Here is a 23,657-nt window from a genome sequence, read left to right as displayed (position 1 = left end):
TAAGCTGCATTCCCTGCTACCCGTGAGGTTAAAACAGACTGGCGACAAGTCAGTCGTCCCGTGCGCCACCGAAATAGGCACATCCGCGCTGGACCTGGCCGTTGACCCGCAATTCGGCGCTCATGTGTTGCACGCTGCCGCTGGCGCTGTCGACACAGCGAGCCGGGGTGACCCATAGCTCGACTTTCTGGCCATTGGCTTCGGTACCGAGGTTGAACCTGCCATCACCCAATTGCTCCTCGACATAGGGCACCGCCAGTGGCGGCTGACCTACCCGATCCAGCACCAGGCCCTTGCCGCTGGCCGTGAGGGTCCATTCAGGGCTGTGGCCCGTTGCACGCAGAATCACGCGCTTGAAGTCTGCGTCGCCGCACGCGGTCCCCGAAGGTTCCAGGCGATAGAGCTGGCCAACGTCCAGCTGGCTGTCGGCACCGGCCGATGCGCTGGAAACGATGCGGCCGCGCAGGTCGGCGAACAACTTGCCGCTATCATCCGCCAGGGTGGCGGCTTGTTGCAGGACGCTGGTGCCGCCGGCGTCATTGACCATGTAGCGGCGCTGTTCCTGGCACGGCTGGAACATCAACTTGCCGTCCGCGGCTGTCAGTTCGCCTTGCATACGTGTTTGCCCCGCATGGGGCGCACTCTGGCGCGGGGCTTCGAGCAGCTGGCAGCCGGCGAAAAGCGGGAGGAGGGCGACAAACAGCAGGGAACGAGCGGCACGCATCATTGGGTCTCCAGACAAGTGCCGCCACGTTACTCAGACTGTCCCTCTATCACAAGGGGTCAGCCCACGTGAAAGGTCTGGCCGGTTTGCAGGCCTTCGACACTCTTCGCGTAGGCCAGCGCCACTTCCGCCGCAGGAACGGGCTTATAGCCACGGAAGTACGGCGCATATTTGTCCATGGCTTCCAGAAGCACGTTCGGGCTTACCGAATTGACCCGTAGCCCGCGCGGCAATTCGATTGCCGCCGCGCGCACGAAACTGTCGAGGGCGCCGTTCACCAGTGCCGCCGAAGCGCCGCTCTTGATGGGGTCGTGGCTAAGTACGCCAGTGGTGAAGGTAAAGGATGCACCGTCGTTGGCGAACTCGCGGCCGATCAGCAGCAGATTGACCTGGCCCATCAGTTTGTCCTTCAGGCCTAGGGCAAAGCTGTCTTCGGTCATGTCGCCCAGAGGTGCGAAGGTGACATTGCCCGCGGCACAGACCAGCGCGTCGAAGCGGCCGGTCTTTTCAAACAAGGCGCGGATCGAGGCGCTGTCGCTGATATCGACTTGTACGTCACCGCTATGGCGGCCGATGCGTACGATTTCGTGGCGGGGCGATAATTCATTATCGATGGCCGAACCGATGGTGCCGTTGGCGCCGATCAACAGGATTTTCATGGGCTGTTCCTCATTGGTTTGAACGAGGTTGCAGTCTAGGCTGGATTTTCTTCGGGATAATCGTGCTAATAGGAAACCTTTGGTTTTCAATTGGAAACAATCCAGTGAGCGAGATAGATGACCTCGCAGCGTTCGCCGTGCTGGTGGAGGCTGGGAGTTTCACCTTGGCGGCGCAGCAGTTGGGGTGCAGCAAGGGGCAACTGTCCAAGCGCATCAGTCTGTTGGAAGAGCGGTTTTCGGTGCTGCTGCTCCAGCGCACGACACGACGCCTTAGCCTGACGGCGGCGGGCGCTGCGCTGTTGCCCCAGGCCCAGGCATTGTTGGTCCAGGTGGAAAGGGCGCGTCAGGCGTTGGCGCGCTTGAAGGGCGAAATTTCCGGGCCGGTGCGCATGACGGTTCCGGTTTCGTTGGGCGAAACGTTCTTCGAGGGATTGCTTACGGAATTTGCCTGTGCCTATCCCGACGTGCAGATTGAGCTGGAGCTCAACAATGGTTACCGCGATTTAACCCGCGATGGCTTCGATTTGGCGATTCGTTCGGATGCGGCGGTCGATGAGCGGTTGGTGGCTCGACCGTTGCTGGCCTGGCATGAAATGACCTGCGCCAGCCCGGCCTACCTGGAACGCTACGGCGAACCCGAGTCCCCCCACGCCTTGGTGGAGCACAAGTGCCTGCTCAACAGCCACTACAGTGGTCGGGAAGAGTGGCTGTATCACCAGCAGCACGAATTGTTGCGGGTGCGAGTGTCCGGGCCGTTCGCCAGTAACCATTACAGCCTGTTGAAAAAAGCCGCCTTGGCCGACGCGGGTATCGCCCGTTTGCCATCGTATTTGCTCCATGAAGAGCTGGCGGACGGACGCCTGCGTTGGCTGTTGCGCGATTTCCAGACCCGGCGCATGCCGATGTACCTGGTGCATCCTTATCAGGGTGGGTTGCCCAAGCGTACCCAGGTGCTGGCTGATTATTTGATTGAATGGTTCAAGCGCAGTGGGGAGGCGTTGGATCGGTTGTAGAGTGAAGACGCTATACCCGTGGCGAGGGAGCTTGCTCCCGCTCGGTTGCGTAGCGACCGCAAGAACTGGGGGCCGCTACGCCCGAGGCGTCGGACCGGCCCAGCGGGAGCAAGCTCCCTCGCCACGGGGGCGTGCGCATCCAGATAAAAAAAAACGGCCCGAAGGCCGTTTTTTTCTTGGTGACAGCCTCAGCCGCCCAGGTACGCCTCGCGCACTTTCGGGTCGGTCAGCAGCGCTTCACCGGTGCCTTGCATCACCACGCGACCGTTCTCCAACACGTACGCCCGGTCGGCGATTTTCAGCGCCTGGTTGGCGTTCTGCTCCACCAGGAACACCGTCACGCCATCCTTGCGCAGCTGTTCGATGATGTCGAAGATCTGCTGGATGATGATCGGTGCCAGGCCCAGGGAAGGCTCGTCGAGCAGCAGCAGCTTGGGCTTGCTCATCAGCGCACGGCCGATGGCGAGCATTTGCTGTTCGCCACCGGACATGGTGCCGCCGCGCTGGGTAAAACGCTCTTTCAGGCGTGGGAAAAGGTGCAGCACCTTGTCCATCTGTTCCTGATAGTCGCCCTTGTCGGTGAAGAACCCGCCCATGGCGAGGTTTTCTTCCACGGTCAGCCGGGCAAATACCCGACGGCCTTCAGGCACCACAGCGATGCTCTTGCGCATGATCTGCGCCGACTCCTGGCCCACCAGTTCCTCGCCCATGTAGCGGATGCTGCCGCTGTGGGCCTGGGGCGAACCGCAGAGGGTCATCAGCAGCGTCGATTTGCCAGCACCGTTGGCGCCGATCAGCGTGACGATTTCGCCCTGGCGGACCTCGACGTTGACGCTGTGAAGCGCCTGGATCTTGCCGTAGAAGGTGGAAACGTTTTCGAATTGCAGCATTTACGCTTCCCCCAGGTAGGCTTTGATCACTTCGGGATTATCGCGGATCTGTTCCGGCGTACCGTCGGCCAGCGGCGTGCCCTGGTTGATCACGACGATGTGGTCGGAAATGCTCATGACCAGCTTCATATCGTGCTCGATCAGCAGGACGGTGACGTTGTGCTCCTCGCGCAACACGCTGATGAGCGCCTTCAGGTCTTCGGTTTCCTTCGGGTTCAGGCCGGCGGCCGGTTCGTCGAGCATGAGGATCCGCGGGCGGGTCATCATGCAGCGGGCGATTTCCAGGCGCCGTTGCTGACCGTAGGCCAGGGTGCCGGCGGTACGGTTGGCGAACTCGGTGAGGTTGACCTTGTCCAGCCAGTACGCGGCGTACTCCATCGCCTCGCGTTCGCTCTTGCGGAACGCCGGGGTCTTGAACAGGCCCGCGAAGAAGTTGGTGTTCAGGTGACGGTGCTGGGCGATCAACAGGTTCTCGACCGCCGTCATGTCCTTGAACAGCCGCACGTTCTGGAAGGTCCGCACCACGCCCTTGCGAGCGATGTGATGGCCGGCCAGGCCCTGGATCGGCTCGCCGTCCAGCAGGATGGTGCCGCCGGTGGGCTGGTAGAAGCCGGTCAGGCAGTTGAACACTGTGGTCTTGCCCGCGCCGTTCGGCCCGATCAGGGCAACCACCTGTTTCTCTTTCACGGTCAGGGCCACGCCGTTGACCGCAAGCAAGCCGCCGAAGCGCATGCTCAAGTTTTCAACTTTGAGGATCTCGCGGCTCATTTGCGCAGCTCCATGTGTGGGCGTTGCATAGGCAGCAGACCTTGAGGACGCCAGATCATCATCAGCACCATCAAGGCGCCGAACATCAACATGCGGTATTCACTGAATTCACGCATCATTTCAGGCAGCAGGATCATCACGATCGCAGCCAGGATCACGCCCAGCTGCGAGCCCATCCCGCCCAGCACGACGATGGCGAGGATGATCGCCGACTCGATGAAGGTGAACGATTCGGGCGTCACCAGGCCCTGGCGAGCCGCGAAGAAGCTACCGGCGAAACCGGCGAACGCAGCACCGAGGGTAAAGGCCGACAGTTTGATCACGGTTGGGTTGAGACCCAGCGCGCGGCAGGCGATTTCGTCTTCACGCAGCGCTTCCCACGCACGGCCGATCGGCATGCGCAGCAGGCGATTGATGACAAACAGTGCCGCCAGTGCCAGCAACAGGGCAACCAGGTACAGGAAGATCACCTTGTTGATCGAGTTGTATTGCAGGCCGAAGTACTCGTGGAAGGTCTGCAAGCCTTCGGCGGCCTTGCGCTCGAAGGTCAGGCCGAAGAACGTCGGCTTCTCGATATTGCTGATGCCGTTCGGACCACCGGTGATGTCGGTCATGTTACGCAGGAACAGCCGGATGATCTCACCGAAACCCAGGGTCACGATCGCCAGATAGTCACCACGCAAGCGCAGGACCGGGAAACCCAGCAGGAAACCGAAGGTGGCAGCCATCAGCCCGGCGATCGGCAGGCAGATCCAGAAGCTCAGGCCGAAGTAGTGGGACAGCAGCGCGTAGCTGTAGGCGCCGACGGCATAGAAGCCGACGTAACCCAGGTCCAGCAGGCCGGCCAGGCCTACCACGATGTTCAGGCCCAGGCCGAGCATCACGTAGATCAGGATCAGCGTAGCGATGTCCACCGCGCCGCGCGAGCCGAAGAACGGCCATACCAGCGCGACGATGATGAGGGCGATGATGAAATAGCGCTGAGTCGTTGGCAGGGTCAGGAAGTTGCTGGCCTTGGCCGGGATCAGCGGCAGGCCCGGGGAGGAGCGCCAGGCCTTGCTGATTTGCTGGTTGAACAGCACGCGCAGGAACATCAGCACCGAGCAGATCGCGATGGTCGCAAGCACCGCAGGGCTGGTGTTGTGCACCTCCAGGTTGATACCGACGATGGTCAGTTTCAGACCGAGTACCGGGTAGGCCACGGCCCAGACCAGCAAGGCACTGAACAGTGCCTGTTTAAGATTCCTAGTCATACTTTCTCAACCTCCGGACGGCCCAGAATGCCGGTCGGACGGAACAACAGCACCAGAACCAACAAGCCGAATGCAACGACGTCCTTGTACTGGTCGCCGAAGATATCGGCGCCAAAGGCTTCCGCCACCCCCAGCACCAATCCACCGAGCATGGCTCCGGGAATGCTGCCGATGCCGCCCAATACCGCAGCGGTGAAGGCCTTGAGGCCGACGAGGAAACCAGCGTTCGGGTTGATCACGCCGTATTGCATGCTCAGCAGAACAGCCGCAACGGCTGCCAGCGCAGCACCAATGACAAAAGTCAGGGCGATGATGTTGTTGGTGTTGATGCCGAGCAGGTTGGCCATCTTGATGTCCTCGGCACAGGCGCGGCAGGCGCGGCCCAGGCGAGAACGGGAGATGAACAGGGTCAGGCCGAGCATGGCGATCACAGTGACGACGAACACCACGATCTGCATGTAGGAAATCAGCACTTCTTGTGCGCCACCCGGACCGAAGGCGAAGTTGCCAGGGATCAGGTTGGGGATTGCTTTGTCCTTGGAGTCTTGCGCCAGCAGAACGGTGTTCTGCAGGAAAATCGACATACCAATGGCGGAAATCAGCGGGATAAGACGGTTGCTGCCGCGCAAGGGGCGATAGGCGATCCGTTCGATGCTGTAGCCATAGGAACTGGTGACCACGATGCTCGCGATAAAAGCCGCGGTCATCAACAGCGGGACACTGTCGAGTCCCATCATGGTCAGCCCGGCAATGGCGATGAACGCCACGTAGGAGCCGATCATGTACACCTCGCCGTGGGCGAAGTTGATCATTCCAATGATGCCGTAAACCATCGTGTAGCCGATGGCGATCAGGGCATACATGCTGCCAACGTTAAGGCCGTTAACCAGCTGTTGGAAGAAGTGATAGATGTCAGGCATTACAGCGCTCCTAAAAACCTGATACGCATTTCACTGGTGGAGTCATTTTCCCGCCCGGCCCCGTGGATCTCTATCCACTTCGAATCCGGGTTTTGCCAGCGAACCGCTGATGACGGTTTTGAGATTTTCAGGTGGGGAGACTGGCGGATCACGCCAGCGCGGCCCATACATTCGTAAAACAAAGCCCACGGCACGCCGTGGGCTTTATTGGCAGTCAGTGAGGCAGCGCCTTACTGAGGCGAAACTTCAGTTTTAGGTTTGCCGTTGTGCCACTCGTAAACCACGAATTTGAAGTCTTTCAGGTCGCCCTTTTCATCGAAGCTCAGGTCACCGGTCGGCGTCTTGAAAGTGCCGGCGTGGATGGCTTCAGCCACTTTGGTCGCGTCTTCGGACTTGGCCGCCTTGATGCCTTCGGCAATCACGGTCACTGCGGAGTAGGACGGGAACACGAACGGGCCGCTCGGGTCTTCCTTCTTCGCTTTGAACGCGTCAGCCAATGCAACGTTGGCCGGATCCTGGTCGAAGGACTTCGGCAGGGTCACCAGCAGGCCTTCGGAAGCATCCTTGGCGATCTGGGTGATCGAATCGTTGCCCACGCCTTCCGGACCCATGAAGCGGGCTTTCAGGCCCTTTTCCTGGGCCTGGCGCAGGATCAGGCCCAGCTCCGGGTGGTAACCGCCGTAGTAAACGAAGTCGACACCGGCTTGCTTGAGCTTGGCGATGATCGCGGAGAAGTCCTTGTCGCCGGCGTTGACGCCTTCGAACACGGCAATCTTGGTGCCTTTCTTCTCGAGGGTGGCTTTCACCGCGCTGGCGATGCCTTCACCGTACTGCTGCTTGTCGTGCAGGACCGCAACGATTTTCGGCTTGACGTGATCGGCGATGTAGTTGCCGGCCGCTGGGCCTTGGGCACTGTCCAGACCGATGGTGCGGAAGATCATCTTGTAGCCACGGGCGGTGATGTCCGGGCTGGTGGCCGCTGGGGTGATCATGATCACGCCTTCGTCTTCGTAGATGTCCGAAGCCGGCTGGGTGGAGCTGGAGCACAGGTGGCCGATCACGAACTTGACGCCGTCGTTGACGACCTTGTTCGCGACGGCGACCGCTTGTTTTGGATCGCAGGCGTCGTCGTATTCAACGGCTTCGAGTTTCTTGCCGTCGACGCCGCCCTTGGCGTTGATTTGCTCGATCGCCATCTTGGAGCCGCTGAACTGCATGTCGCCGTATTGGGCTACAGGGCCGGTTTTCGGGCCGGCGATGCCGATCTTGATGGTATCGGCGGCAAACGAATGGCTGGCAACCCCGGCCAGAACCATAGCGGCAAACAGTTTGGAAATCTGCTTAGTAGCCTTAGTCATAGTGCTCCACTCATGCTGTTGTAGTTTTTATAGTCCTGGCGCCGTAGCAGCAGAACCGGGTCAGATATCTTGGATATCCTCGCGGAAAATGCCCCCGGCAACTGTACCGGTACAGTGTAGAGCGCCGATTGTTGGCAAGGGAAGCTGGCGCTTGGGGGCAAAACCTGAGGGTGTCGCTTTATTGAAAGAAAAAGACAGATTCGCGGCGGGGGTTGTCCGGTCAAATCGGCAATCCTTGGCTTTGCTGCGCTTTTCAATCGGTGCTGCAATTGCAACTGGGTTTTTCTGCCAGACCACCGACGTTATCATTCGCGCCGATTTCTTTTCCGGACAGCTCCCATGAATCAAGAACCTAGCACCCTCTATGCCAAATTGCTCGGTGAAACCGCATCCATCACCTGGAAAGAGCTGGAGCCGTTCTTTGCCAAGGGTGCCCTATTGTGGGTCGATCCGGCACTGGATCTGATCGCTGCCGCCGAGGCCGTGGCCCAGGACGAAGGTACCAAAGTCGCCGCCTGGCTGGGCGCCGGGCAGGTCGCCAAGCTGTCTGAAACGCGGGCGCTGGATTTTCTGGAGCGCGATCCGCAGCTCTGGGCGGTGGTGGTTTCGCCTTGGATCATGATCCAGGAAAGGGCATCGAATTGATCGATGCACCAACTTGGTTCGCTCCCCGGCTCGATTGAAAGTGTGTAGGTGAGTAGCGAGATGACAGCCTGCCGTGGCGAAACGCCACAGGGCAGGGTGACGTATACGTAACGGGAACAGTTTATTGGGCAGCCTTTTGGCTGCTTAATTGTTTCTGGATGTTGTTTCAGTGTTGTATTCAAGGCCGTCTTCGCGAGCAGGCTCGCTCCCACAAGGGGATTTCTGAGCGCAGGCCCATTGTGGGAGCGAGCTTGCTCGCGATTTGGGCGACTCGGTTCAAGCCAGCCTCAGTAAGTACGGCCAGTATGGTTATTAAGCGAAATAACCTTGGTCTTGCCGATCCGATGACGGTAGATCTCGCGCAGGTACTTGATGGACTTCTTCACGCAGTCGCGGGACAGGCGGATGTCGTTGATCGAGACGAATTTTTCCTTGTCGCTGATCAGCTCGCGGTATTTCTTTTCATACATCGGCTTGATCGCGTACCAGTTGGTGTCGAGGATTTTCGCCGGGTTCTCGAATTCATTGAGCAGGTCGTCGATGCGTGCCTCGTCGAATTCTTCGTTGATGATGAAGTCCAGGATCGAGTTGTCCAAGGTCTCATCGAAGCGGTACGGCGTACGGGCGAAGCAGCGTTTGATAAACGCCACGATCAGGGTCAGGAAGTCGTCCGAAAGGCACGGGCTCTTGGCGATCAGCGTGGTCAGCGACAGGTTCGCCGAGGCGCCGATCACCAACGCGTAGCGCTTGAGCGTGGTGTTGGGGAACAGGCTGTTGAGGTGGGTCTTGAGCCGGTTCAAGTCCATGTAGGACAGCTTGTAATCCTTGGGCAACGAGACGATCGATACCACCGACGAGCAGTTCTTGAAGAAGTGCAGGTCATGCAGCGCAGCGGCGTCGTAGCCGGAGTTCTTGTACTGCTCCAGCGAGGCGCGGTAGCGCTTGGACTCGATGGGCAACAGGCTGATGCCTTCGATGGCCTGGGTGACTTTGTTGAAGTGCGGCAAGTCGATGGAACGGAAAAACAGGTCATCGATGTTCAAGCGCGGTGGCTCTTTCTCGAACACCTTGAACTTGTCGCCGCTCGGCGCCGGGGTTTCCGGGACCACGGACTCGGCGTAGGCAATCGCCACCGGGCCGGCCAGGCTCATGAACAGGTCGTTGGCGTCCAGGCGAATGGTTTCACCAATGTCGATGCCGGCGCGACGGAAGTAGTTCTGGTCGTAGTCGGTGGTCACGGCCTGGGCCGTCAGGATGTTGAATATCTGCTGGGAAATGTACTGGTTGGCGTGCTTTTCCATGGCATTGACATCAATGTTCTGGATGTTGCCGTCATCACTCTCTTCGGCGTAGCGCATGATGTCGTTGGAGATCAACATCATCGCGTTCCACGGACGGATGCGGCCCATGACGCTGGCTTCGCTGCTGTCTTCGTTGGCGAAGTTGTACGAGAAGTCCCATTCTTCCGAGAGGTATTTGCACAACAGCCGACCGGCGTTGATGTGCAGAGCCTCGGACATTTCGCTGCGGTGGTCGGAGATATTCGGCAGCACACAGATGCCGCTGGTGAAAATCGGCTCGAAGACGAAGGAGTGACCGCTCTTGCTATCGTGTTCGTCCATCGGCTTGGTGTCGAACGTCTTGTTCATGTAGGAGTACTGCTGGGCCAGGCCAAACTCCGAGGCCATGCCCGAACCGGTACCGCCGCCGGCGCTGAAGATCGAAAAATACAGGCGCGACTGGTTGGCCTTGATGCCGCAGCTGTCGATCAGGTACGAGTGAATCATCTTCCAGTCGGGGCTGGAGAAACGCTGGGTGTCCTTGTTCAGGATGATCTTCGCCAGATACTGGCCGAGGATCGGCGCGTTGCCGGCGCCACCAGCATGGACTTCCGACAGGTCCATGATTTTCATCTTGCTGTAGTCGCGCAAGAAGCCGCTTTTCTCGCCTTTGCGCGAGAAACGGATGCGCCCGGCGATGTCCTTGTCCAAGTCTCCCAGCATGACCAGTGGTTCCACCAGGAACACCGGTTTGCTTGCCTTGCTGTTGCCCAGGCGCAGGTTGCGCATCCACTGCGCCGGGCGATAACTTTTGTCGCCGTAGTTTTTATCCTCGGCATTGAATTCGTTGAGGTAGAACTTGCGGGCGTTGTAGACCAGCTCCGCGACGTCCAGGGCGATGTTGGAACCGCAGCGACCTAGGCCGATCAGGCAAACCGATGGGAACTCCTGCTGGCCACGTTCGCTCTCGTCGTCCACCAGGTGCGGCGGACGGGGGAACACGGCATCGCGCAGGCCGTCGAGGTTGTCGAGGATGCGGTCGGTGTTGGTCTCGGTGAAATACAGGTATTGCTGGGTAGCCAGGGATCGCGAGCTGCTCGACAGCGTCGAGGTTTCAGGGCCGTTGGCGGCTGGGCTCAAGGTCAGATCGGAAACCGCAGTGGCTGTTTTTTTGGAAGTCATTGTGCGCCGTATGCCTGGACTGGTCGGATCGACGACATGTCATCGAACCATCGCGAATGGGAACTCGCGTCCTTTGATGGCAACGCGAATGTCGGCCCAAGCGTTCAGGGCTGCAGCCTGAGCAGCGCTCGGGAGAATCTATTCCTGATCATGTTGGATCGGCCATCGCGCGAGGTTCTTTAATCAAGAGCAGGCAAAATGATGGCAGTTGTTGCAGCAAATTGACCAAAGCAATGAAACACGCCCTGCGCCATGGTTTGGTATCAGCCATGCGAATGATTGGAGACAGCTCGCGTCCCGCTGTCTAGATTGCAGACTCCGGGCTCGGATGCCTCGCCCAACAATAAAAAGAGACGGACCCATGCAGAACTCGACCCAAGCGGCGAATGCCTGGCGCATTCTGTTCCTGTTGTTCCTGGCCAACCTGTTCAACTTCTTCGATCGCACCATCCCGGCGATCATCATCGAGCCGATCCGCATGGAGTGGAGCCTCAGCGACTTCCAGATCGGCATCATCGGCACCGCGTTCACAATCGTCTACGCCATTGCGGGCTTGCCGCTGGGGCGCATGGCCGATACCGGTTCGCGCAGCAAGTTGATGGGCTGGGGCCTGGCCGCCTGGAGCGGATTGACCGCGGTGAATGGCCTGGTGGGCAGTTTCTGGGCGTTCCTGGTGGTGCGCATGGGCGTGGGCATCGGTGAGGCCAGCTATGCGCCGGCCGCCAATTCGTTGATTGGCGATCTGTTCCCGGCTCACCGCCGGGCTCGGGCAATGGGCATCTTCATGTTGGGGCTGCCGCTGGGCCTGTTGTTGGCGTTCTTCACCATCGGCGCGATGGTCAAGGCCTTCGACAGCTGGCGTGCGCCTTTCTTCATCGCGGCGGTGCCGGGGCTGGTGCTGGCGGTGTTCATGTTCTTCATCAAGGAACCCAAGCGCGGCGCGGCGGAAACCGTGCAGGTGTCCCAAGAGAAGGTTGATAAACCGGTTCGCCGGGTGCTGGCGATTCCGACCTTTCTCTGGTTGGTGCTGGCGGGGCTGTGCTTCAACTTCGCCACCTACGCCTGCAACTCATTCCTGGTGCCAATGCTGCAACGGTATTTCGGGATGCCGCTGCACGAGGCGGCCGTGGCGACCGGCATCATGGTGGGCGTGACCGGATTGTTCGGGCTGACCCTTGGCGGCTGGGTCGCAGACAAGATCCACCAGCGCGTGCCCAACGGCCGTCTGTTGTTTGCAGCGTTCAGCCTGGCCATTTCGACAGTGACCACGGCGTGGGCCCTCCATGCCGGGCGCATCGAGATCGGTGTTTTCGTGGCCGTGTTCAGCGTTGGTTGGTTGTTTGCCTATAACTTCTACACCTGCGTCTATACCGCGATCCAGGACGTGGTGGAGCCGCGACTGCGTGCTACGGCGATGGCCTTGTATTTTGCCGGGCTGTATCTGCTCGGCGGCGGCCTCGGGCCGGTGGTGGTGGGCGGCTTGTCCGACTACTTCGCCCACACGGCGATGGCTGTAGCAGGTGCCCCGCAAATGACCGAAGCCTTCAAGGCCATCGGCCTGCATGACGCGATGTATCTGATCCCGGTGGCGCTGTTGCTGACCATGGTGTTCCTGTTCCTGGCGTCTCGCTGCTTCGTGCGCGATGCCAAGCGGATGAAGGACGGGATGAGCGTCGTGGTGGAGCCGGCGGGCGTGGCGGCGACAGCTTGAGATCAAACTGCTGGCGAAACAGCTTTTGTGGCGAGGGGATTTATCCCCGCTGGGCTGCAGAGCAGCCCTCGAAAAACACTCAGCTAACCTGACACAGTGCGGCGTCGGTTTTAGGGCTGCTGCGCAGCCCAGCGGGGATAAATCCCCTCGCCACAGGGTTCAGCGCCATCTGCACTAACGAGCCTTTTCCTCTCGCCCGCGCAACAGGCGATCGGGCATGGCCACCGCAGCCGCCAGCCCCAGCAATGACACCGCCGCGCTGATCATCAGCAAGTGCCGGAACGTCGCTTGCAACTCCTCACGCAAGGCGTCCCGTGCCTCTCCGGGAGCGGCGTTCAAACCATCGAGCAGGACGTTGCCGGAATGCCCCTCGCCGATCATCGACGAACCGGCGAGCTGGGCAAAACCGGAATCCTGCAGCAAGGCCAGCAGCAACGCCGACATCAGCGCCACACCCACCGCGCCGCCCAATGAGCGAAACAGGTTAGTGGTGCTGGTAGCGACACCGATGTCCCGTTGCTGCACCGAATTCTGCGAGCCCACCAGCGAAGTGGGAAATTGCATGCCCGAAGCGATGCCGCTGAGCAACATGAACAGGCTGCTCAGCCAGAACACGGCGGGCGGCGTGAAAGCCATGCCAAGAATGGCGAACGGGAAGAGCAGGGCGCCACTGAGGATCATCGGTTTGTAGCGCCCGGTGATCGAGGTGCGCCGCCCGGCAAAATAGGCGCCCATCGGCAAACCCATCGCCAGCGGCAGCAAGTGCAGCGCGGCGCTGTCGGCGCCGGCGCCGGTCACGCTCTGGAAGCGCAACGGCACCAGCACTGTCAGGGAAATCGCCTGGAAGCTGGTGAAAAAAACCGTGCACCAGCACAGCACCGCGCTGCGGTTGACGAATAGGTGCATAGGCAGCAACGGCTCCCGTGCGCGGCGTTCATGCCAGGCGAAGAGACCCAGCACGAGTACTGCGCCACCCAGCAGCCCGAGCACTTCGCGGCTGTGCCAGGCATGGCCTTGGCCGATCTGGGTAATGCCCAGCAGCAGCGAGGTCAGACCGATGATCAGCAACACGGTGCCCAGGTAATCGATGATTGGTGTGCGTTGTGGCACCGGCAGCCCCACCAGGGCGCGCCGGGCCACCAGCCAGGCGCCCAGGCCCAATGGCAGGTTGATCCAGAAGACCCAGCGCCACGACAGGTACTCGGTCATGTAGCCGCCCAGCACCGGTCCGGCCACGCTGGCCACCGCATACATGCTGCTGAAATAACCCTGGTAGCGCCCACGCTCGCGGGGCGGGATGATGTCGCCGATGATCGCCTGGCTCACAGAAATCATGCCGCCGGCGCCGATGCCCTGGAAAATCCGCGCCAGCACCAGTTGCTCCATGTTCTGTGCCAACCCGCAAAACAGCGAAGCGAGGGTGAACAGGCCCATGCCGAACAGCATCAGCGGGCGCCGGCCATACAAGTCGCCCAGCTTGCCGTAGATCGGCACCGCTACGGTCATGGCGACCATGTAGCCGGAGATCACCCAGGCCAGCAGGCTGACATCCTTGAATTGCGCGGAAATGGCCGGCATCGAGACCGCGACAATGGTCTGGTCCAGCGCACCGAGGAAAATCGCCAGCATCAGCGCCACCAGCACGCTGCGGATAGCGGGTTGCATAGCTTGAGGCGTATCGAGCTGAGTCAAGGCAGGACCTGCGGGCATCGCGCCTGGCGGCGAGGGGACGAAGCCCGCAGTTTAATTCGGTAGCCGCCTATTCGATAGCCTCATAAGGAAGGCCGACGTAATTTTCCGCGATGGTTTTGCGCCCCGCCTCGGAGTCGACGAAATACTCCAGCTCCGCCTCGCTGATGCGCTGGTTGAACGCGTCGTCATCGAAGCGGTGCAGCATCGACGTCATCCACCAGGAGAAGCGCTCGGCTTTCCAGACCCGTCGCAGGCAGATGTCGGAATAGCGTTCCAGCAGATCCGCGCGACCGTCGCGATAGACCTTAAGCAAAATATTGAATAGCGTGCTGACATCGCTGGCAGCCAGGTTCAGCCCCTTGGCCCCGGTCGGCGGGACGATGTGGGCGGCGTCGCCCACCAAAAACATCCGCCCGTACTGCATCGGTTCCACGACGAAGCTGCGCAGTGGTGCGATGCTTTTTTCTATGGAGGGACCGGTCACCAGGGTTTCGGCCAGGTCGGTGGGCAGGCGTATTTTCAGTTCATCCCAGAAACGCTCGTCCGGCCAGTCGGCCACTTGTTCCTCGGCGGGCACTTGCAGGTAATAACGGGTGCGGGTCCGCGAGCGCATGCTGCACAGGGCAAAGCCGCGCTCGTGGCGAGCGTAGACGAGTTCTTCGTGGACGGGCGGGGTGTCGGCGAGGATGCCGAGCCAGCCGAACGGGTAGACGCGTTCGAAGACCTTGAGCTTTTGCGCCGGGATCGATTGCCTTGCCGCGCCATGGAAACCATCGCAGCCGGCCACGTAATCGCAGTCCAGGCGCCAGGTTTCGCCGGCGTGTTCAAAGGTCACGAAGGGGTGCTCGGTCTTCAGGTCGTGGGGCTGGGCGTTGTCGACCTGATACAGCGTCTGGGCGCCGGATGCCTGCCGGGCGGCCATCAAGTCGCGAGTGACTTCGGTCTGACCGTAAATCATGACGTTCTGGCCACCGGTCAGCCCTTTGAGATCGATGTGGACGCGCCGACCGTTGAGGACCAGCTCGAAGCCATCATGGGACAAGCCCTCGGCGTCCATGCGTTGGCCAACTCCGGCCTGGCGCAGCAGATGGACCATGCCCTGCTCGAGTACACCGGCGCGGATCCGGCCGAGGACGTAATCGGGAGTCTGGCGCTCGAGGATCACCGTGTCGATCCCTGCGTTGTGCAATAACTGGCCGAGCAGCAGCCCAGAGGGGCCGGCGCCGATAATGGCGACTTGGGTCTTGAGGGTTTTCATTGTTGTTATGGCTCGCAAGAGGCACGCGACCAGGGTCGGCGTTTATTTTTAGTAATCCTGGCGTGCATTTTTCGCTTGCGGACCTGTCAATTGAAGGGGAAAACTGAGCTGAAACCTGCACATTCTGCCAATCGGTGCGATTACCGCCCGTAACCCAAGGCCGATCCTCGTTATGAAGAAAACTGAGCTGCCTTCGATTCCCGTGTTCAAGCTCTACGGCGAGAGCCAGGATTGGCCCACGCCGGACCTACTGCACTGCGAAACCATTTCCAGCCGCAGTAGCGAGCACCAATGGGAAATAAAACCCCATCGGCATGCCGATCTGTGCCAGCTGCTTTTTGTGTTCAAGGGTCAAGCGGAACTGGAAATCGAAGGCCAGCGTACGCGGCTCGACGAGCCGGCCGTGCAGATCCTGCCGCCGCTGTCGGTCCATGGTTTCCGTTTTTCGGAGGATGTGCAGGGTTACGTCGTGACCCTGGCGGCGCCGCTGGTCACGCACCTGCAAGCCCAGCTAGGCCATTCGGTCAATGTCCTGGCCCAGGCGGAAGCCTATCCGGCCGGAGAGAACGCTGATTACCTCAATAGTTTGTTCAGTGCCATGCAGGCGGAGTACGTGGGCCATCAACCGGCCCGGGAAATGCTCATGCATGCCTTGGTCAGCGTGATCATGGTCTGGGTGAGCCGCCAGGTGATGAACCGGCGTATCTCCACCCAGCGCCCGCAGCGGGCCCGGGAATACCTCAACGGGTTCATCCAATTGGTGGAAGAGACCTATCGCCAGCACGTCAAGGTCGAGGACCTGGCCCATCGCCTGGGCATCTCGGTGTCGCACCTCAATGGCACCTGTCGCGAACTCGCGGGACAGCCGGCACTGCAAATCATGCACGAGCGCCAGTTGCTGGAAGCCAAGCGGCTGCTGACCTATACAGGCATGACGATCTATGAGATCTCCGAGATGCTTGGCTTCTCCGACCCGACCAACTTCACCCGACTGTTCCGTCGGCGCGTCGGTATCTCGCCCAAAGCCTTCCGAGACCGGCTCAAGACCGATCAGCAGGACGACTGAAACCGTCTCAGCGCAGCGCGTTCAAGGTTGCGTTGTGCGGTATGCAGCGTTCGAAGTTGCAGCTGGCGTATTCACGGGGCAGCTGCCTGGCCTGCTCGACCCGATAAGCCGCGGTGCCATACAGCGCCAGCGTGGCGGTGCAGGTGACAAATATGGCGAGGCGTCTTCTTGTTTTGATGTTCATGGCGATGACCTCTGAACGAATACCCGGGGGTACTGTTTTCAGCATAGGTCAGCCATGGCGGGTTGCCAGCCAGGCGGTTTGTGTATGTAAGCAGATATTCAGCTCGCTGATGTTCCCTATGGGAGCAAGCTTGCTCCCACAGGGATTAGGGTTGTTCTTTCGAGCGTTCTATTCCAAATGCTCAGGTTTCATCGGATCCCCCGGCTTGACATCCAACTGGTGGCGCACGTCTTCGAACATTTCGTCGTAGTACTTGTGCATCGCGCCGATGTTCGTGCTCTTGGGCAGGCCGTAGTATTGGGCAATGCGGGTGGCGTGGCGGGCGAAGTCGAAGGCTTGGTCCTTGGCCAGGAAAAACGTCTCGTCTACGTTCTTGTCTTCTACCGTGCCGTGCAGGCGAAATGACATGCCCTTTCCCTCGTCGGGATCCTGGGCTATTTCGTAATCGATGCACAGGTTGTAGCTGAAATCATCCTTGTTCAGCGCATGGCGCTCCATGTGCAGGTGTCCGGGTTGGAACGTGGCCATCAGCGTCTCTCCTTCGAAGGCGTGGAGAACGGCAGACACCGCGCCTGCCCCATAAGTTTTCCCGTTATCGATAAACATGTCGGGCGACGGGTGCGGTCTATTGAACCGTCACCATTGCGCGCGGTGGGCGCCCAGGTCAGCGGCCGGCAACTTCCATTGCAGCGGCGTGCCGGGCATTTTCAGCGGTACCTGCAAGCGATGCGCCGGACCCCAGGGCGTCTGTTCCACCAGCAACCCCTGGTCAGCCTCGTCTTCGGGGCGCAATGCAACCTCACTGCCGGCGCCGCCCTCGATCAACAGCTTCGCCGTGCGCGCCAGTGACAAGCGTGCCGAGCCCCCACGGCCGTTGGCCAAGCGTCGATTCAGCAACACGATTGCGCTGGCGGCCATCAGGTAACCGGTGCCGTGGTCCAGCGCCTGGACCGGCAGAGGCGTCGGTTTGTCCGTGTGTTTCCAGGCCATGCCGGCCTCGGCGATACCGCAGCTCATCTGCACCAGGCTGTCGAAGCCGCGGCGGTGTTGCCAGGGGCCGCTCCAGCCGTAGGCGTTGAGGCAGACGTCGATCAGGCCGGGCGCCAACTGCCGACGTTGTGTAGCGCCGTAGCCCAGGCGTTCGAGCGCGTCGGCGCGGTAGCCGTGCAACAGGATGTCCGCCTCCTGGAGCAGCGCCTCGAACGCTGCTCGATCGGTGGGCTGGCGCAAGTCGAGGCGGGCGCAACGTTTGCCGAGGGTGACTTCAGGCACCACGCCGGGTTCGTTCCAGGTCGGCGGGTCGATGCGCAGCACGTCGGCCCCCAGCCCGGCGAGAAAGCGACTGGCAACCGGGCCGGCCAGCACGCGGGTCAGGTCCAGCACCTTGAGGCCCGCCAAGGGCTGGGCGACGGAGCCGAGCCAGGGGCCAGGCGCGCCTTGCGCTCCGCTATCCAAATGAACGAGGGGCTCGGCATTGACAGCGATGCCCTGGGGATGCGCCTGCCATGCCAGCCATGAACGCATCTGCGCGGCGCAACCGCCGGCATCGATCACGGCCTGTTCCAGTTCGGCCTTGTTCCACCGGACCACTCTGCTGGCCATGTCGGCGCGGTCGGTGCAGGCGCCGAGCACCTTTTGCGCCGCCTGGCGATGATGCGGCGCGTTGGTGTGCAGGCGGATCCAGCCGTCGGCGGTGGCGTAGTCGCCCGCCACCGGATCCCACAGGGGCGGCACGCCCCAGCCGATGGGCCGCAGGGAGGTGGAAAACCAGAATGAGGCCAGGCGCCGGTCGACTTCCATCGACGGCAGGCGACCGGTTTGCTGGCGGATCAGTTCGGCGACCGCTTGACCGGCCGTGGCGATGCTCGCGCAGGCCAGCTCGGTGACGGCGAAGGCGGAGGGCAGGGCGCCTTCGCTGGTGAAGGGGATGGGTGTCGTGGGCAAGCCCATGGCGGTTTGCATGGGTGTGAGTAGGTCTGACATTTGGAAACCCTCCTGAACCAGAGAGCGAGCATAGATCAAACAAACGTCGGGGGCCGCTACGCCCGAGGCGTCGGACCGGCCCAGCGGGAGCCAGCTCCCTCGCCACGATTCTCCGGTCTGGACCAGATCCAGAGATTGCCCAGGCCCATGCCTGCGAGTGCCAGGTATACCGGCCAGCGGTGATCGAGCATCAGCAGCATAAACCCTGCACAGCACAGCATGCTGACCGTTGCAGCGATCTTGGCCCGGCGCGGGATAACCTTGCCGTTGCGCCAGTTGCGCAGCATCGGCCCGAACAACCGATGGCCCTCCAGCCAAGCGCTCAGGCGCGGCGAACTGCGGGTCGCGGCCCAGGCGGCAAGCAGGATGAATTCGGTGGTGGGCAAGCCCGGCACGACGATGGCCACCAGGCCGATGGCCAGGCTGGTGTAGGCGAGGAGGGCGAAGAGCAGGCGAGTGAATCTGGAAGGGCGTTTCATCAGTGTTCTTCTTTCATGCACATTCCCTGTGGGAACGAGCCGGCTCGCGATGGCGGTGGGTCAGGCGACTTCTGTGGCGACTGAGCCAGTGTCATCGCGAGCAGGCTCGCTCGCGCAAGGGAAACTGTGAAGGCTTCAGGCCAACTCGGTCGCGTAGGCTTGCTCCAGTAACACGGTAAAGCGGTTGAAGGCCGCCAGCGCTCCTTTGTCCGCCTCGGCTTCCTGCTGTTCGGTGAGGGGCAGCGCGTCGAGGATCCGGGTGAAGGTTTTCCAGCCTTCGGCACGCCCGCCCGCCGGTTCTGCCAAGTGTCGGGCACCAAAGGTTTCGCTCAGCCCCAGCCCCACGGCGCGCTTGATCAGGAACGCGGCGCCAAGCTTGGAACCCTCGGACACGAACAGCCAGCCGAGGGCTTCGGCCTGGGTTGGGTTTTTCACTGCGCCGGCCACTGGCGGCGGCACTTCGGTGTGCAGGTCCGCCAGGTCGGCCTTGGCCGCTTCGGCGCGGCAGCGCGCGGGCAGGTCGGCAATCAGCGCGGTCAGTTGCGCGTCGTTGTACAGCGCCACCAGTTCCGACTGGAATTGGTACTGGGCGACGACGAAGCGGGCGTAGCTGGCCTGGGTTTCGAATGGGGCGTGAGCCTTGACCAGCGCGTCGAGCTTGCCGTGGGGCTCGTGGGTGATCTGGTTCAGGCGTTGGGAGCGGGAAAGGGTGCGTTGTGTGCTCATAGCAATTCCTTCGAGTGGAATACATCGTGGCGAGGGAGCTTGCTCCCGCTCGGTTGCGCAGCGAGCGTTAGATCTGGGGGCGCTTCGCCCGAAGCGTCGGACCGTCCCAGCGCGAGCCTGCTCCCTCGCCACAGGTAACTGTCTTGCGTGAAGAATCGGATCAGATATCCCAGATCAGGTTGACCGCGAAGTTGCGCCCAGGGGCGGTCAGGCGGTCGAGGTTGGCCGGGCTCAGCACTGCCGCTTCGCCGACGCTGTCGTAGCCGCGCACGTCGTCCCACAGCCAGTATTTCTTGTCGGTGAGGTTGTAGAGGCCGCCGCTGACGGTGACATCGTCGGTGACCTTGTAGTACCCGCTCAGGTCGAGGATGCCGAAGCCCGGCGTCTTGAACTGGCTGCTGACGCCGTCAGGAGAGTTGAAGTTGCTGTCGTCGACGCGGTTTTTCTTCTTCACCAGGGTCCAGCTGAGCAAAGTGCCGAACTGCTCCTGGTCATAGCCCAGGCCGAATACGCCGGTCATCGGGTTGATGCTGTTGAGCGGTTCGCCGGTGTCGTCGTTGCGGCCTTGGAGGTAAGCCACCGAACCTTGGGTATAGAGGCCCCGTGGCGCGCCGAACACGTCCAGGTCCAGGCGCCCCTTGGCCTCGATGCCCTTGATGGTGGCGTGCTTGATGTTGTTGCTCTGGAAGGTCAACTGGTCCGCGCCAGGGGTAATGGCGTCCTCGTTGATGAAATCGCGGTACTTGTTGTAGAACACCGCCACGTCGAACGAACCGGAGTCGAAACGACCGCGCAGGCCGGTTTCGTAGCTCTTGCTTTTTTCCGGCTCCAGGTCGGGATTGGGTTCCACGCTGTAGCCCGCGTCCGGGTTATCGAAGCGCCCGTACAGAGCCTTGGCGGTCGGGGTGCGGAAACCCTCGGCGTATTGGCCAAACCAGGTGTATTGGTCGGTCAGGGCGTAAGTCAGCCCGAACTTGGGCGAGACGCGGTGCCAGGTCTTGTTCTCATCACTGACTTTACCGCCGGCGGTAGGGTCAACGGTGCTGAGGAATTCTTCGGTCAGGTGTGGCTTGAGCTGGGTGTAGTCGTAACGCAGCGCCGGTGTGAAGGTCCATTTTTCCCAGCTGATCTGGTCCTGGGCGAACAGGCTGTAGGTGTTGATGGTCGGGTCCGGGAAGTCACTGGCTTTTGCCAGTACGTCCCGCGTGCTGATGGCGCCGACGGCGGCACAGCCCACGCCGACCGCCAGGCACACGCCATTGCCGCTGCGCGAACCGGTGACTTTCTGCTGTTTGAGCGTGGTGCCGTAGGTCAGCGTGTGATCGGTGTCGGCAATGCTGAATGACTTGTCGACTTGCGCATCAAGCACCCACTGTTTTTCTTCATACAGGGTCTCTCGCGTGCGAAGGACCCTACGGGTGATCGGGAAGTAGAATTCGGCGGTGCTCTGGTCGGTCTTGGCGACCTGGTGGTTCAGGCTCCACTTGATGTTATCGGCCAGCAGGCTGTCGAGCGCGAAGCTGTGCTCCAGGCCGAAACGTTCGCGGGTGATGGTGTCGTTGCCGGTGCGCCACTGGTACATGCCGCCCGGCAGGATGGAGGCGGGAATGGCCGGTTGGCCGTTGGCGTAAGGACCGCCGTAGGCGCTTTTCAGATCGGTGTCACGGTCGTCCTTGTACTTCTCGTAGACCAGGCTCAGGCGTGCGTCATCGTTGTAGTTCCAGCCGAGTTTGGCCAGCACGTTTTTGGCGCGCACGTCCTGCGGGTTGGCCGCGGTGCGGTCCAGGCCGGTGCCATTGTTGCTGCCGTAGGATTCGGTTTCATGGCCGTCGCGCTGGCTGTAGTGCAGCAGGCCGTCGAAGGGCCCGCTGCGACCGGCGACGGTGGCGGACTTGAGCCAGCTCTCGTCTACGGAGCTGTAGCCAGTCTTCAGGCGCGCGCCGACATCCTTGCCCGGTTTGATGATGTCATCCGCATCGAGGGTGAAATAACTCACGACGCCACCAATGGCGTTGCTGCCGTACAGCACCGAGGCCGGTCCGCGCAGGATCTCCACGCGCTTGATGATCTCCGGGTCGACATAGTTGCGCTGGGTCTTGGCGTAGGGGCCGTTGAAGAAACCGCCGGGCACTTCCACGCCGTCGACCTGGGTCAGGATGCGGTTGCCGTCGATCCCGCGGATGTTGTAGCCGCTGATGCCGCCGCGCTCGCCCGCGCCGCCCACCGATACGCCGGGCTCGTAGCGCACCAAGTCCTTGATGGTGTTTACGTTGTTACGGTCCAGTTGCTGGCGATCATGAACGGAAACGGTGCTCGGTACGCGGGTGATGTCCTGTTCTTGACGGGTGGCGCTGATGGTCACCTGCTGCAAGTCCAGCACGTTGCCCGCGCTGCGTTTTTCCAGAACGATGTTGTTGCTGCCCAGTTTGCGGTAACGCAAGTCGGTCCCCACCAACAGGCGCTCCAAGGCTTTCTCCGGCGACAGCGAGCCGTTGACGCCCGGCGAGGCGATGCCTTCGGCCAGTTCAGCCGGCAGCCCCACCTGCCAGCCTGTGACGGCAGTGAACGCGTTGAGCGCGGAGACCAAGGGCTGCCGGGCGATGTTGAAGCTGTAGTCGCCCATGTTGTGCGCGGGCGGTTGGCCAGCGGCGGCAAGGGCGGCCGGCGCGGCACCGGCCATCAGGATGGCGGCGGTCAGCAATGAAAGTGCGCGGGAAGGGGCGAGTAACCGGCAAGTAAGGCGAGAGGACATCGATAGCGCTCCGTGTCGCATCTGTTATAGGTGCAGATCGGCATCGTGGAGATGCGAATCAATTGCATTGGCTATAACGAGACGAACCAGCGGAGGCTATCGAGTAAAAATAATTCTCATTTAGTTCAAAATCACCAGCGCCGGCAATTCCTGCAGGCGCGCGGAGGTGATCTGGGCCAGGGAGCGGACCACGTCCAGGGGCTGGTCGAGGCGGTAGTTGCCCGTCACCGCGACGTTGGCCAGCCGTTCGTTGGTGTTGATGATCCAGCCTGGGTAGTAGCGTCGCAACTCCGCCAAGACCTGGCTCAGCGGACGGTTCTCGAACACCAGTCGGCCCTGCACCCAGGCAAGGTCGGTGCCGGCATCGAGCCGTGCCGGGCGGTCGAAGCCATTGGGGCCGATGCGGATGCTTTCGCCAGCCGACAGCCGCACGTGGGTGTCGTAGCGGGTGGCCCGCAGGTCGACGTCGCCGCGCTGCACCTGGACTTGCGCGACGCCATCCACGTAGCGCACGGCGAACGAGGTGTCGCTGACGCTGGCGGTGACCGGGCCTGCGTCCAGCTCCAACGGCAAATGACGGTTGGCTGGCACCTCGAAGAAAGCTTCGCCCTTGTAGAGCCGGGCCACCTGCCGTTGGTTGTCGAATGAGCTGGAGAAGGCCGAATCGGTATTGAGCAGCACCTTGGAGCCGTCTTCCAACTGCAGGCGCTGGCGTTCACCGACCACGGTCAGGTGGTCGGCCTGGAAGCGCATGGGCAGGTCGCTGAAATTGAACAGTCCCAGCAACAGCACGGCGGCGGTGGCCAGGGGTTTCCAATGGGCACGCATGCGCGACAGCGAGGTGATCTTTGGCCGGTCCCTCAATTGCCGGGCGCTTTCGATTATCTGCGGACCGTTCCAGATCGCCTGGGCCCTGACGAACGCTTCGCCATGGCGTGGATCGGCCGCCAGCCAGGCCTGGAAGTGTCGGCGCTGCTCCTCGCTGGGGCTGTCGAGCAGGATCAACCAGTCCAGCGCCTGGTCCATGGCGTGAGCGGTGTCCTGCGCCTCGGCGGCTTCAGGTGGGCGATGGTTGTCCGTCACGGTGGATTCTCATTATTGGCGGCAAGCACAC

Annotated in this window: 22 protein-coding genes; 4 read left to right on the top strand and 18 right to left on the bottom strand. The window is 61.3% G+C overall.

Translation table 11 applies throughout. The features are described from left to right. Positions 1 to 49: 49 nt before the first annotated feature. Together J3P76_RS19380 and J3P76_RS19375 are read right to left on the bottom strand one after the other, a co-directional pair. A complete protein-coding gene (locus tag J3P76_RS19380; protein ID WP_434564084.1) occupies positions 50 to 724 on the bottom strand; it encodes a COG3650 family protein in 675 nt (224 codons plus the stop codon). 59 nt (positions 725 to 783) lie between these two features. Continuing rightward, positions 784 to 1,383, bottom strand: coding sequence for a short chain dehydrogenase (locus J3P76_RS19375; RefSeq protein WP_420764328.1), 600 nt, complete (start codon positions 1,381 to 1,383; stop codon positions 784 to 786). 104 nt (positions 1,384 to 1,487) lie between these two features. Between J3P76_RS19375 and J3P76_RS19370 the strand changes: the two genes are divergently transcribed. Further along, positions 1,488 to 2,396 carry a LysR family transcriptional regulator gene (locus J3P76_RS19370; protein ID WP_434562640.1) on the top strand — a complete coding sequence of 303 codons (909 nt, stop codon included), beginning with the start codon at positions 1,488 to 1,490 and terminating at the stop codon, positions 2,394 to 2,396. Between the two features lie 188 nt (positions 2,397 to 2,584). On the opposite strand, the gene J3P76_RS19365 is transcribed toward J3P76_RS19370, so the two are convergent. From J3P76_RS19365 to J3P76_RS19340, 6 genes are all read right to left on the bottom strand, one after another. Beyond that, positions 2,585 to 3,286 (bottom strand): ABC transporter ATP-binding protein, encoded by a 702-nt coding sequence (locus J3P76_RS19365; RefSeq protein ID WP_072409624.1) that lies wholly within the window; start codon positions 3,284 to 3,286, stop codon positions 2,585 to 2,587. Next, entirely contained in the window at positions 3,287 to 4,054 is a 768-nt protein-coding gene (gene livG, locus J3P76_RS19360; RefSeq protein ID WP_420764330.1) for a high-affinity branched-chain amino acid ABC transporter ATP-binding protein LivG, read from the bottom strand. It abuts the gene before it with no gap. Continuing rightward, positions 4,051 to 5,307, bottom strand: a complete 1,257-nt coding sequence (locus J3P76_RS19355) for a high-affinity branched-chain amino acid ABC transporter permease LivM (protein WP_420764331.1) — start codon at positions 5,305 to 5,307, stop codon at positions 4,051 to 4,053. The genes livG and J3P76_RS19355 overlap by 4 nt, the downstream gene beginning before the upstream one ends. Further along, positions 5,304 to 6,227, bottom strand: coding sequence for a high-affinity branched-chain amino acid ABC transporter permease LivH (livH, locus tag J3P76_RS19350; protein ID WP_434609939.1), 924 nt, complete (start codon positions 6,225 to 6,227; stop codon positions 5,304 to 5,306). Before livH ends, J3P76_RS19355 begins: the two co-directional genes overlap by 4 nt. A gap of 230 nt (positions 6,228 to 6,457) precedes the next feature. Next, positions 6,458 to 7,585: a branched-chain amino acid ABC transporter substrate-binding protein gene (locus J3P76_RS19345; protein WP_434701138.1), complete on the bottom strand. Its 1,128-nt coding sequence runs from the start codon at positions 7,583 to 7,585 to the stop codon at positions 6,458 to 6,460. Between the two features lie 60 nt (positions 7,586 to 7,645). Further along, positions 7,646 to 7,882, bottom strand: coding sequence for a hypothetical protein (locus J3P76_RS19340; protein ID WP_434562644.1), 237 nt, complete (start codon positions 7,880 to 7,882; stop codon positions 7,646 to 7,648). Between the two features lie 42 nt (positions 7,883 to 7,924). On the opposite strand from J3P76_RS19340, the gene J3P76_RS19335 reads away from it, so the two are divergent. Then, the gene (locus J3P76_RS19335; protein WP_264428324.1) at positions 7,925 to 8,230 is read left to right on the top strand and encodes a DUF2288 domain-containing protein; all 306 of its coding nucleotides are present in this window, start codon (positions 7,925 to 7,927) and stop codon (positions 8,228 to 8,230) included. A gap of 287 nt (positions 8,231 to 8,517) precedes the next feature. Here the strand turns inward: J3P76_RS19335 and J3P76_RS19330 are convergent, their stop codons facing one another. Continuing rightward, on the bottom strand, positions 8,518 to 10,692 hold the full coding sequence (locus tag J3P76_RS19330) for a hypothetical protein (RefSeq protein ID WP_420764335.1): 2,175 nt from the start codon (positions 10,690 to 10,692) through the stop codon (positions 8,518 to 8,520). A 361-nt stretch (positions 10,693 to 11,053) separates the two neighbouring features. On the opposite strand from J3P76_RS19330, the gene J3P76_RS19325 reads away from it, so the two are divergent. Then, positions 11,054 to 12,403 (top strand): spinster family MFS transporter, encoded by a 1,350-nt coding sequence (locus J3P76_RS19325; protein ID WP_434562648.1) that lies wholly within the window; start codon positions 11,054 to 11,056, stop codon positions 12,401 to 12,403. Positions 12,404 to 12,577: 174 nt separating this feature from the next. On the opposite strand, the gene J3P76_RS19320 is transcribed toward J3P76_RS19325, so the two are convergent. Then, on the bottom strand, positions 12,578 to 14,113 hold the full coding sequence (locus tag J3P76_RS19320) for an MDR family MFS transporter (RefSeq protein WP_434674608.1): 1,536 nt from the start codon (positions 14,111 to 14,113) through the stop codon (positions 12,578 to 12,580). A 49-nt stretch (positions 14,114 to 14,162) separates the two neighbouring features. Further along, a complete protein-coding gene (gene pobA / locus J3P76_RS19315) occupies positions 14,163 to 15,353 on the bottom strand; it encodes a 4-hydroxybenzoate 3-monooxygenase (RefSeq protein WP_434650145.1) in 1,191 nt (396 codons plus the stop codon). Positions 15,354 to 15,525: 172 nt separating this feature from the next. Here pobA and J3P76_RS19310 point away from each other — a divergent pair, with 172 nt between their 5' ends. Continuing rightward, the gene (locus tag J3P76_RS19310) at positions 15,526 to 16,419 is read left to right on the top strand and encodes a helix-turn-helix domain-containing protein (RefSeq protein WP_420764339.1); all 894 of its coding nucleotides are present in this window, start codon (positions 15,526 to 15,528) and stop codon (positions 16,417 to 16,419) included. 7 nt (positions 16,420 to 16,426) lie between these two features. Here J3P76_RS19310 and J3P76_RS19305 read toward each other — a convergent pair whose 3' ends face one another. From J3P76_RS19305 to J3P76_RS19275, 7 genes are all read right to left on the bottom strand, one after another. Continuing rightward, positions 16,427 to 16,603 carry a hypothetical protein gene (locus J3P76_RS19305; protein WP_420764340.1) on the bottom strand — a complete coding sequence of 59 codons (177 nt, stop codon included), beginning with the start codon at positions 16,601 to 16,603 and terminating at the stop codon, positions 16,427 to 16,429. 168 nt (positions 16,604 to 16,771) lie between these two features. Next, positions 16,772 to 17,131, bottom strand: coding sequence for a DUF5064 family protein (locus tag J3P76_RS19300; RefSeq protein WP_434609953.1), 360 nt, complete (start codon positions 17,129 to 17,131; stop codon positions 16,772 to 16,774). A gap of 108 nt (positions 17,132 to 17,239) precedes the next feature. Continuing rightward, complete coding sequence (locus J3P76_RS19295; protein ID WP_434609955.1) at positions 17,240 to 18,586, bottom strand: CoA transferase; 1,347 nt, start codon at positions 18,584 to 18,586, stop codon at positions 17,240 to 17,242. Between the two features lie 56 nt (positions 18,587 to 18,642). Beyond that, entirely contained in the window at positions 18,643 to 19,065 is a 423-nt protein-coding gene (locus tag J3P76_RS19290) for a YbaN family protein (protein ID WP_434609957.1), read from the bottom strand. A gap of 135 nt (positions 19,066 to 19,200) precedes the next feature. Further along, on the bottom strand, positions 19,201 to 19,791 hold the full coding sequence (locus tag J3P76_RS19285; RefSeq protein WP_434609959.1) for a biliverdin-producing heme oxygenase: 591 nt from the start codon (positions 19,789 to 19,791) through the stop codon (positions 19,201 to 19,203). Positions 19,792 to 19,951: 160 nt separating this feature from the next. Continuing rightward, positions 19,952 to 22,543 (bottom strand): TonB-dependent receptor, encoded by a 2,592-nt coding sequence (locus J3P76_RS19280; protein WP_434701137.1) that lies wholly within the window; start codon positions 22,541 to 22,543, stop codon positions 19,952 to 19,954. A gap of 120 nt (positions 22,544 to 22,663) precedes the next feature. Continuing rightward, entirely contained in the window at positions 22,664 to 23,626 is a 963-nt protein-coding gene (locus tag J3P76_RS19275; RefSeq protein ID WP_434701136.1) for a FecR family protein, read from the bottom strand. Between the last annotated feature and the right edge of the window lie 31 nt (positions 23,627 to 23,657).

It is taken from the genome of Pseudomonas sp. D1-36, assembly GCF_051132205.1.
Classification (GTDB): domain Bacteria; phylum Pseudomonadota; class Gammaproteobacteria; order Pseudomonadales; family Pseudomonadaceae; genus Aquipseudomonas.
The sequence above is the reverse complement of the archived record's forward strand: the minus strand, read 5'-3'. Positions and strand labels throughout refer to the sequence as shown.